General features: G+C 74.3%; 7 protein-coding genes and 1 pseudogene. 2 read left to right on the top strand and 6 right to left on the bottom strand.

Translation table 11 applies throughout. From position 1 onward, the window contains the following. Nucleotides 1-496: nucleotidyl transferase AbiEii/AbiGii toxin family protein (locus HGA02_RS04280; RefSeq protein ID WP_168677911.1), on the bottom strand; the 496-nt coding region annotated here is incomplete at its 3' end. Then, entirely contained in the window at nucleotides 493-1137 is a 645-nt protein-coding gene (locus tag HGA02_RS04275) for a type IV toxin-antitoxin system AbiEi family antitoxin (RefSeq protein ID WP_124342934.1), read from the bottom strand. The genes HGA02_RS04275 and HGA02_RS04280, both read right to left, overlap by 4 nt. Before the next feature lie 178 nt (nucleotides 1138-1315). Between HGA02_RS04275 and HGA02_RS04270 the strand changes: the two genes are divergently transcribed. Further along, nucleotides 1316-4453 carry a beta-phosphoglucomutase family hydrolase gene (locus HGA02_RS04270; RefSeq protein ID WP_168677909.1) on the top strand — a complete coding sequence of 1046 codons (3138 nt, stop codon included), beginning with the start codon at nucleotides 1316-1318 and terminating at the stop codon, nucleotides 4451-4453. Nucleotides 4454-4556: 103 nt separating this feature from the next. Then, nucleotides 4557-6470 (top strand): DUF4914 family protein, encoded by a 1914-nt coding sequence (locus tag HGA02_RS04265; RefSeq protein WP_168677907.1) that lies wholly within the window; start codon nucleotides 4557-4559, stop codon nucleotides 6468-6470. A 73-nt stretch (nucleotides 6471-6543) separates the two neighbouring features. Here HGA02_RS04265 and der read toward each other — a convergent pair whose 3' ends face one another. From der to HGA02_RS04245, 4 genes and pseudogenes are all read right to left on the bottom strand, one after another. Next, nucleotides 6544-8049, bottom strand: coding sequence for a ribosome biogenesis GTPase Der (gene der, locus HGA02_RS04260; RefSeq protein ID WP_168677905.1), 1506 nt, complete (start codon nucleotides 8047-8049; stop codon nucleotides 6544-6546). Between the two features lie 80 nt (nucleotides 8050-8129). Continuing rightward, entirely contained in the window at nucleotides 8130-8831 is a 702-nt protein-coding gene (locus HGA02_RS04255) for a 1-acyl-sn-glycerol-3-phosphate acyltransferase (protein ID WP_168677903.1), read from the bottom strand. Beyond that, nucleotides 8828-9556, bottom strand: coding sequence for a (d)CMP kinase (gene cmk / locus HGA02_RS04250; RefSeq protein WP_168677901.1), 729 nt, complete (start codon nucleotides 9554-9556; stop codon nucleotides 8828-8830). The genes HGA02_RS04255 and cmk overlap by 4 nt, the downstream gene beginning before the upstream one ends. Continuing rightward, nucleotides 9538-9866, bottom strand: a pseudogene (locus tag HGA02_RS04245) (prephenate dehydrogenase); the annotation flags it as partial. The gene cmk and the pseudogene HGA02_RS04245, both read right to left, overlap by 19 nt.

Below are 9866 nucleotides of genomic sequence, written 5' to 3'. Positions count from 1 at the left end.
CGAGCTTCATCGCGGCCGCCGCCGGACGCGTCGGCACGTGCAGCCGCGCCGGCGGCGCGTCGCCGTAGCGCTGCACCACGTCGACCGGCTCCGTCGGCCACGGCGGCCGCCCCGACACGCTCACGAGCTGGAACTTGATCGTCACGTCGTCCCCCACGAGCAGGAACACCGCCTCCGCGTCGCGCGCCTCCCCCGGCGTCTTCGACCACGACAGCGACGGCACGTGCGGACCCAGGTCCGCCGCCAGCGCCGCCACGAGCGCCCGGCCCGCCTCCGCGCGCGACCCCCGCACCAGCAGATCGACGTCCTCGCTCAACCGCGCGTCCGGCGTCCACGTCCGGCTCAGCGCCGTCCCGCCGTAGAACACGAACCGGTCACGCTCGCGGCGCGCGATCGACGCCAGCACGTGCGAGATGACGTGGTCGCGCCGCACCTGGTCGAGGTCGACGCCGAACGCGTCGGCGACGTCGTACAGCTCGCCCGGGTCGAGCCTCATGCGGCCGTCGCGTCCGGCACGAGGCGTCGCAGCCTCGCCAGAGCGGTCGGCCCACCGCGCTGCGCGCGCGCCAGGTCCTCGACGACCGCCCAGTCGACGCGTGGCGCGAGGTTGGTGATCGCCTCCAGCGCCGCGCCCGGGTCGGCCTTCGCGCGGTTGAGCGCCAGGTCGAGCACCGTCTGCTCGGGCGTCGTGACCAGCACGTCGCCGAGCTCCGTCCGCACGGTCGTCGTCGCCAGCGCGCCCACGTCACGGCGGACGAAGCCCACGACCCCGTGGGGCCGGTCCACGAGCCGCACGTCGGCGTGACGTGCCGGCACCGCGTACGTGGCCCGGGCGTGCGCGCGCGGCAGCGCCCGCAGCAACCGCGCCGCGGTCAGCCCGACCGCCACCGGCCGCTGCGCGTAGGCCGTCGTCGCGACCGCCGCCGCTGCCGCCTCGAGCGCGGGGCGCCACCGGTGCGGGTCGTACGCGTCGTCCGGCACCGCGACGTACACGCCGTGCGCGACCTTGTGCACCTCACCACGGCGCGCCTTCTGCGCCAGGACCGCCCGCGGGTTGGTGTACGCGTCCGTCAGGTCCGCCGGTGTCACGGCGCGCAGCGGTCGCGTCGCGATCCGCGGGCGCTGGCGAGGTGTCATGTCGTCATCGTAGCCCCGCAGGCTACATTTCCGACACCTTACTACTGAGCAGGAAGCGACACCGCAGGTCACCCGCCGTCGCGGTTGCCGACGCGCCGGAACACCTCAAGGATCGGGACAGTCGAGGTCAAGGACGTGCCGCCGACGAGGCGGACGGCCTCGTCGCCGGAGGTCACCGATGCCGTCACCCGTCGCCCTGCAGGACTTCGACGCGATCCTCTTCGACCTCGACGGCGTCCTCACCACCACCCGCACCGTGCACGCCGCCGCCTGGAAGCGCGCGTTCGACGACTTCCTCGACGGGTGGGACCGCGAGCACGGCACGCACACCCCCCGCTTCGACGACCGCGTCGACTACGCCGCCCACGTCGACGGCAAGACCCGCGAGGAAGGCGTCCGCGACTTCCTCCAGTCCCGCGCCATCGTCCTGCCGCCCGGCGGACCCGACTCCCCACCCGAGGAGGACTCCTGGTGGGGCCTCGGCAACCGCAAGCAGCTCCTCGTCGAGGAGGAGCTCGAACGCTCCGGCGTCGAGGCGTTCCCCGGCTCCGTCGCCTGGGTCCGCGAGGTCCGCGAGGCCGGCCTCAAGACGGCCGTCGTCTCCAGCAGCCGCAACTGCGCCGCCGTCCTCCAGCACGCCGGCATCGCCAACCTCTTCGACGCGCGCGTCGACGGCGAGACCATCCTCGAGCTCGGCCTCCCCGGCAAGCCCGCCCCCGACGGGTTCCTCGAAGGCGCACGCCGCGTCGGCGTCGACCCCCGCCGCGCCGTCGTCGTCGAGGACGCGCTCGCGGGTGTCGCGGCCGGGCGCGCGGGCGGCTTCGGGCTCGTCGTCGGCGTCGACCGGGACGACCACGCGGAGGCGCTCGCCGCGCACGGCGCGGACGTCGTCGTGCAGGACCTCGCGGAGCTGCTCGCCGACCCCGACGAGGACGTGCACCGCTCGGGCCCGCGCGTGCACCGGCTGCGGGACGCGGGCCGCCGCATCGTCGCGACGTCGACGGACGTCCCGCCCGACCCGTGGCGCATGGTCGAGCACGCGTTCACCCCCGACCGCACCGAGCAGACCGAGACGCTCTTCGCCCTGTCGAACGGCTACCTGGGGATCCGCGGCGCGTTCGAGGAGGGCGCCCCCGCACGCTCCCCCGCGACGCTGCTCAACGGGTTCCACGAGACGTGGCCGATCGTCTACCCGGAGGCGGCGCACGGGTTCGCGACGACGGGCCAGACGATCCTGCCCGTGCCCGACGGCACCGCGCTGCGGCTGCTGGTCGACGAGGAGCCCGTGACGTGCGAGAACGCGGAGGTCCGCCACTTCGAGCGCACGCTCGACATGCGGCACGCCGTCCTCACGCGCACGGTCGTCCTGCAGCTCTCCGACGGGCGCCGGTTCCGCCTGCACAGCGAACGCCTCGTGTCGCTCGCCCAGCGGCACCTCGCCGTCCTCCGCTACGAGATCACCGCGCTCGACGCGCCCGGCCGCGTCGTCCTGTCCTCGGAGCTCGTCGCCCCGACCGACGCCGTCGGCGAGGACGTCACGCTCGACCCGCGCCAGACCCGGCAGGTCACCGCGGCCCTGCGTCCCGGTCAGGACCGCACCGACGGCCTGCGCGTCGTGCGCGCGTACTCCACCACCCGGTCGGGCCTCACCGTCGCCGCCGCGATGGACCACGAGGTCGACGACGGCGTGACCCACGTCGGCACCCGCGTCGAGCCGTCCCGCGCGCGCGTCGTGTTCGACGTCGAGACGCAGGTCGGCGTGCCCGTCGGCGTCACGAAGTGGCTCGCGTACCACCACGGCGACGAGGACGCGGGCGAGCTGCTCAACCGCGCCGGCATGACGATCCACCGCGCCCGCGACGCCGGGTACGCCGCGGTCCGCGCCGCGCACGAGCGCGAGGCCGACCTGTTCTGGGAGCGCAGCGAGGTCGAGCTGCCCGGCACGTCGGCGGGTCAGCAGGCCGTGCACTTCAGCCAGTTCACGCTGCTGCAGGCGACGTGGCGCAGCGAAGGCCACGGCGTGCCGTCGAAGGGCCTCACGGGGACCGGGTACGAGGGGCACTACTTCTGGGACACCGAGGCGTACCTGCTGCCGTTCCTCATCCACACGTCGCCGCGCGTCGCGCGAAGCCTGCTCATGCACCGCGTGCGGATGCTGCCCGCGGCGCGGGCCCGGGCCCGGGAGGTCGGGTGCGACGGAGCCCTCTTCCCGTGGCGCACGATCAACGGGCAGGAGGCGTCGGCCTACTACGCGGCGGGGACCGCGCAGTACCACATCGACGCGGACGTGGCCTACGCGCTCGAGCAGTACGTGACCGTCACCGGTGACACCGACCTCATGGTGCAGCACGGTGCGGAGCTGCTGGTCGAGACCGCGCGCATGTGGGCCGGGCTCGGCTTCTTCTCGGACCGGCACGACGGCCGGTTCGTCATCCTCAAGGTCACCGGCCCGGACGAGTACTCGACCGTCGTGGACAACAACCTGTACACGAACCTCATGGCCGCGGAGAACCTGCGCGCGGCCGCCGACACGCTCGACTGGATGGCGCGCGAGCACCCGAAGGAGCACGCGGCGCTCGTCGAAGGGCTGCGCCTGCTGGACAGCGAGGTCGCGACGTGGCGGCGGGCGTCCGAGCAGATGTACGTGCCGTTCGACGAGACCGCGGGCGTGCACCTCCAGGACGACGCGTTCACGCGGCTGAAGCGCTGGGACTTCGCGGGCACCCCGCCGGAGATGTACCCGCTGCTGCTGCACTTCCACCCGCTCGTCATCTACCGCCACCAGGTCATCAAGCAGGCCGACGTCGTCCTCGCGACCGTGATGCTGCCCGAGCGGTTCACGCCCGCCGAGCGCCGCCGGATCTTCGAGTACTACGACCCGCTGACGACGGGCGACTCGTCGCTGTCCGAGTGCATGCAGGCGATCGCGGCGGCCGACGTGGGCAAGTTCCGCACCGCCGAGGAGTACCTCGTCGACGCCGCGTCTGTCGACCTCTCCGACCGGGCGGGCAACCTGCGCGACGGCGTGCACGCGGCCTCGGCGGGCGGTATGTGGATGGCGCTCGTGCAGGGGTTCGCGGGCTACCGGTGGCGCGGCACGCAGTTCGCGCCCATGCTCCCGACGCGCGCGCGACGCATGCGGTTCCCGCTGCAGATCCGCGGGTCGGTGCTCGAGGTCGACGTGTGCGAGGACCTCGTGACCTACACCGTGCGCAGCGGCGGGCCGGTGAGCGGGCAGCACCGCGGCACGCCGTTCACCGCGAAGCCCGGCGAGCCCGTGACCTTCCCCGGGGAGTACCACACGCGCGACCGGTGACGTCGGCAGGACCAAAGGTCCTACTGCGGTTCCCCCACCGTTCCTAGTCTCGGCGTCAAGAGCGGGCAATGCGTCCCGCGTACGCGCACGGACGGGAGCTCCCATGACAGTCGACGTCACGACCCCGGACGCCCTGCGGACGCTCGGCCTCCCGGCCGCCGTGCGCGACGTCCTCGACGCGGCCGAGGTCGTCGTCCCCGCGACGCGCGACGAGCTCTACGCGCTCGCCCTCGGACCCGACGGCGGCCCGCGGTTCGACGTCGTCTACGACGTCCACGGCGCACCCGTGAAGGAGGCGGACGTCGTCCGCTGCGCCAACGGGCTCGCGGTCAACTACCCCGAGGACTACCTGCGCCGCCGCGACCCCGACTGCATGCGGATCGCCGACGACCTGCCCACCGACAAGCCGCGCTACTGCGACGTCTACGGCGCCGACTTCGCACCCGTGAAGGCCGAGACCCTCGACTGGCTCGCCGGGCAGCGCCTCGTCGTGCTCCCCTTCCGGGCCGGCGGCCCGGTGCACGGCTACCCGTCGCTCGCGATCGTCCCGGCCAACGCGGCGTTCTTCGCGCTCACGCTCGCCGACCTGCAGGGCTGGGTCACGTTCGACGAGCTCGGCCCCTTCACGCCCCGCTCGATCCTGTACGTCGCTCCCCCCTTCCGGCACACGCACTTCGACGGCCGGCAGGTCGTCGTGCACGACCGGTCCACCACGCTGCACGAGGTGTTCGCCTACAACCTCTACCCCGGGCCGTCCGCGAAGAAGGGCATCTTCTCCGTGCTGCTCGACATCGGCGAGCAGGAGGGCTGGCTCACCGCGCACGCGTCCTCGGTGCGCGTGACGACGCCGTACGAGAACGAGACCGTCGTCATGCACGAGGGCGCGTCGGGCGGCGGCAAGTCCGAGATGTGCCAGGAGTTCCGCCGCCTCGACGACGGCCGCATCCTGCTCGGCACCAACGTCGTCACCGGGACGACCGACACCATCACCCTCGCCGAGTCCTCCGCCCTCGCACCCGTCACCGACGACATGACCCTGTGCCACCCCGCGATCCAGGGCACCGACGGTCGCCTCGTCGTCGCCGACGCCGAGGCCGGCTGGTTCGTCCGCGTCGACAACCTCACCGAGTACGGCCAGGACGCCACGCTCGAGCGCGCCGTCATCCACCCCGACCGGCCGCTCGTCTTCTACAACATGCGCGGCCTGCCCGACGCGACGCTCCTGCCGTGGGAGCACACCCTGGACTCGAACGGGAAGCGGTGCCCGAACCCGCGCGTCGTCGTCGCGCGCTCGCAGTTCCGGCACGTCGTCGACGAGGCCGAGCCGGTCGACGTCCGCACGTTCGGCGTCCGCATGCCCGCGTGCACGCGCGACGCCCCGACGTACGGCGTCATGGGCCTCATGCACCTCGTGCCGCCGTCGCTCGCGTGGGTGTGGCGGCTGGTCGCGCCCCGCGGCGACAAGAACCCGTCGATCGGCGAGTCGGCCGCCGACGCCGAGAAGCTCGCGCACGGCGGGCTCGTCGCCGAGGGCGTCGGGTCGTACTGGCCGTTCTCGACCGGCACCAAGGTCGGCGCCGCCAACCTGCTGCTGCGGCAGATCGTCGCCGCGCCCCGCACGCGGTACGTCCTCACGCCCAACCAGCACATCGGCTCCTACCGCGTCGGGTTCGCCGCCGAGTGGCTCACGCGCGAGTACCTGGCCCGGCGCGGCACGTCACGGATCCGCCGCGAGTCCCTCCAGCCCGCGCGCTGCCCGCTGTTCGGCTGGACGCCCCGCGAGCTGCGGATCGACGGCCAGACGATCCGCCCGTCCTACCTCGCGCCCGAGCTGCAGTCGCAGGTCGGCGAGGAGGCCTACGACCAGGGCGCCGCGGTGCTCACGTCGTTCTTCCGGTCCGAGCTCGCGCAGCTCCTCACGCCGGACCTCGACCCGCTGGGCCGCCGCATCATCGAGACCGTGCTCGCCGACGGCACCGTCGAGGAGTACGAGGCGCTCACGCCCACGACGCCCTGACGCCCCTGCGCCGCGACGCGCGAGAGGCCGGTCCCCGACGTACCGGGACCGGCCTCTGGCGTGATCCGAGGGCTCAGCGGCGCCGCTTCTCCCGGACGCGCACCGAGATCGAGATCGGCGTCCCCTCGAACCCGAACGTCTCGCGCAGGCGGCGCTCGATGTACCGGCGGTAGCCCGGGTCCAGGAACCCCGTCGTGAAGATGACGAACCGCGGCGGACGCGTCGACGCCTGCGTCGCGAACAGGATGCGCGGCTGCTTCCCCCCGCGCAGCGGGTGCGGGTGCGCCGCGACGAGCTCGCCGAGGAACGCGTTGAGCCGACCCGTCGAGATGCGCGTGTCCCACGACTCGAGCGACCGCTTGAGCGCGGGCACCAGCCGGTCCGTGTGCCACCCGGTGCGCGCCGAGATGTTGACGCGCGGCGCCCACTGCACCTGCACGAGGTCCTTCTCGATCTCCCGCTCCAGGAACGGCCGGCGGTCCTCGTCCATGAGGTCCCACTTGTTGTACGCGATGACCAGCGCACGGCCCGCGTCGACGACCTGCGAGATCACCCGCGTGTCCTGCTCGGTCATCGTCGACGACGCGTCGACCAGCACGACCGCGACCTCGGCCTTCTCGATCGCCGCCTGCGTGCGCAGCGACGCGTAGAAGTCCGGGCCCGACGTCTGGTGCACCCGCCGACGGATGCCCGCGGTGTCCACGAACACCCACGGCTCGCCCTTGAGCAGGACCAGCTCGTCGACCGGGTCGCGCGTCGTGCCCGCGGTCGCGTCGACGACCACGCGCTCCGTGCCGAGCACCTTGTTGAGCAGCGACGACTTGCCGACGTTGGGCCGCCCGACCAGCGCGACCCGACGGGGCCCGTCCGGCAGCGGCTTCGCGTGCGCCGACACCTCGGGCAGCGCGTCGACGGCGGCCTCCAGCAGGTCGCCCGTGCCGCGGCCGTGCAGCGCGGAGACCGGGTACGGCTCCCCGAGGCCGAGCGCCCACAGCGCCGCGGCGTCCGCCTCGACCGCCGGGCCGTCGACCTTGTTCGCGCACAGCACGACCGGCTTGCCCGCCCGCCGCAGCAGCCGCACGACCTGCTCGTCGGTGTCCGTGGCCCCGACCGTCGCGTCCACCACGAACAGCACCGCGTCGGCCAGCGCGATCGCGACCTCGGCCTGCTGCGCCACGCGCGCCTCGATGCCCGCGACGTCGACCTCCCAGCCGCCGGTGTCGACGACCGTGAACCGCCGCCCTGCCCACTCCGCGGGGTAGCTCACGCGGTCGCGCGTCACGCCCGGCTGGTCCTCGACGACCGCCTCACGACGGCCGATGATCCGGTTGACCAGCGTCGACTTGCCGACGTTCGGCCGCCCGACGACCGCGAGCACCGGCAGCGCGGTCGCCGCCGCACCGCCCGCCTCGTCCTCGTCGAGCCCGTCGATCAGCGCGAGGTCGTCGTCCTCCAGCGCGTACTCCGCGAGCCCCGCACGCAGCGCGCGCTCACGATCGGCGTCGCCCGCCTCGTCGGGAAGCTCCAGGGCGTCGCCGGCCTCGTCGGGGAGCTCCAGGGCGGGGTCGGTGTCCGTCATGCCGACCATTCTCCCCTGTCGGGCGGGCAGCCGTGACCCGGATCGCGCGGGCCCCGGCCGGACGCGCACCGAGGCCGTCGTCAGAGCGGCTCGGCGTCCGGGCCGTCCCGGCCGTCCGGGCCGTCCGTCGGCAGGACGAGGCCCGACCGGGCGCTCGCGCGGGTCACGAGGTCCGAGAGCGCGACCCGCACCGCCTCGTTGGCGTCGACGAGCGCGGCCCGTCCGGAGACGCCCGGGGCACGCTCGACCACGACGGGATCGCCGAACTCGACGACGAGCCGGCGGCGGAAGCCCGGCACGTGCCCGACGGACTCCCCCGTGCGCCGGGTCCCCAGGATCGCCACGGGCACGACGGGAGCCTGCCCGTTGAGCGCGAGCCATGCGATCCCGGCCCGAGCGCTCGTCGCGTCGCCGCGGCCGCGGTTGCCCTCGGGGAAGATGCCGACCACGCCGCCGCGGCGCAGCACGCCGAGCGCGGTCGTGAGCGCCGCCCGGCCACCCTGCCGGTCCACCGGGATCTGCCCCGCGGCGGTCAGCAGCAGCCCGACCGGCCCGTGGAACATCTCCTCCTTGACGAGGATGTGCGTGGGCCGCGGCGCGACGCCGATGAGGATCGGCCCGTCGACGACGCCCGTGTGGTTGGCCGCGAGCAGCACGGGCCCTGTCCGCGGCACCCGGTGGGCACCGACGACGTCCGCCGCCCACACCCCGCGCGCGAGGAAGCGGCCGACCCAGCGCGACCACGCCGGGCCGACCGGCGACGGCAGGCGCTGCTCGGTCACGCCCGGGACGCGGCCGTCACGACCGCGAGCACCGCCTCGACCGTCTGCTCGAAGTCGAGGTGCGACGAGTCGACCGTCACGACGCCGTCGGCCGCGGTGTGGAACTGCACGACCGTCGAGTCGTCCGCGTCGCGCCGCAGCACCTGGTCGCGCGTCGCCTCGACCGCCTGCGCGTCCGCCGTCCCGTGCACGTCGAGCGCGCGCCGTGCGAGCCGCGCCTCCTCGCTCGCCGTCAGCAGCACACGGACGTCGGCGTCGGGGGCGATCACGGTCGTGATGTCGCGCCCCTCCGCGACGACGCCGCGGCCGCCCGAGAACGAGCGCGGCTCGCGCTCGGCGTCGATGAGCGCGCGGTGGCGGCGGCCGAGCTCGGCGCGGGCCTCCAGGTTCGTCGCGACCGCGCTCACCGCGGCCGAGATCGCGGTCTCGCGGATGTCCGCCGAGACGTCGGTCCCGTCGACGACGACGGTCGGCGCGTCCGGGTCGACGCCGAGGTCGAGCGGCAGGGTCCGCACCGCCGCCGCGACCGCGTCGGTGTCGGTCAGCGGGACGCCCTGGGCGAGGCACCACCACGTCGCGGCCCGGTACGTCGCGCCCGTGTCGACGTAGGCCAGCCCGAGGGCGCGCGCGACCGCGCGCGACACGCTCGACTTCCCCGACCCGGACGGGCCGTCGATCGCGACCACGAAGGGCGCCGGGATCGTGCTCAACTCACCAGTCTCCATCCGCGGAGCGTGAGCTCCGCCTCGAGGTGCGGGACCGCGCTCGGCAGCACCGAGATCGCCGCCATGCCGACGGGACGCCCCGCGGCGTGCTCCAGGTGCAGGTCCTCCAGGTTGACGCCCGCCTCGCCGACGTCCGTCAGCAGCCGGGCGAGCTCGCCGGGGGCGTCCGGGACGAGCACCGTCACGACGCTGTAGTCGCGGCGCACGCCGCCGTGCTTGCCGGGCACGCGGGCGACACCCGCGTTGCCGTCCGCGATCGCCTGCGCGATCGTCGACAGCGCGCCGGGCGCGACGTCCTCCGGGCCCGTCG

It is taken from the genome of Cellulomonas septica (genome assembly GCF_012396155.1).
Lineage (GTDB): Bacteria > Actinomycetota > Actinomycetes > Actinomycetales > Cellulomonadaceae > Cellulomonas > Cellulomonas septica.
The sequence above is the reverse complement of the archived record's forward strand: the minus strand, read 5'-3'. Positions and strand labels throughout refer to the sequence as shown.

Bases quoted from the DNA above. Each gene is read 5' to 3' on its own strand.
- HGA02_RS04275 (WP_124342934.1), bottom strand. From the start codon at position 1,137: ATGACACCTCGCCAGCGCCCGCGGATCGCGACGCGACCGCTGCGCGCC.
- HGA02_RS04270 (WP_168677909.1), top strand. From the start codon at position 1,316: ATGCCGTCACCCGTCGCCCTGCAGGACTTCGACGCGATCCTCTTCGAC.
- HGA02_RS04265 (WP_168677907.1), top strand. From the start codon at position 4,557: ATGACAGTCGACGTCACGACCCCGGACGCCCTGCGGACGCTCGGCCTC.
- der (WP_168677905.1), bottom strand. From the start codon at position 8,049: ATGACGGACACCGACCCCGCCCTGGAGCTCCCCGACGAGGCCGGCGAC.
- cmk (WP_168677901.1), bottom strand. From the start codon at position 9,556: ATGGAGACTGGTGAGTTGAGCACGATCCCGGCGCCCTTCGTGGTCGCG.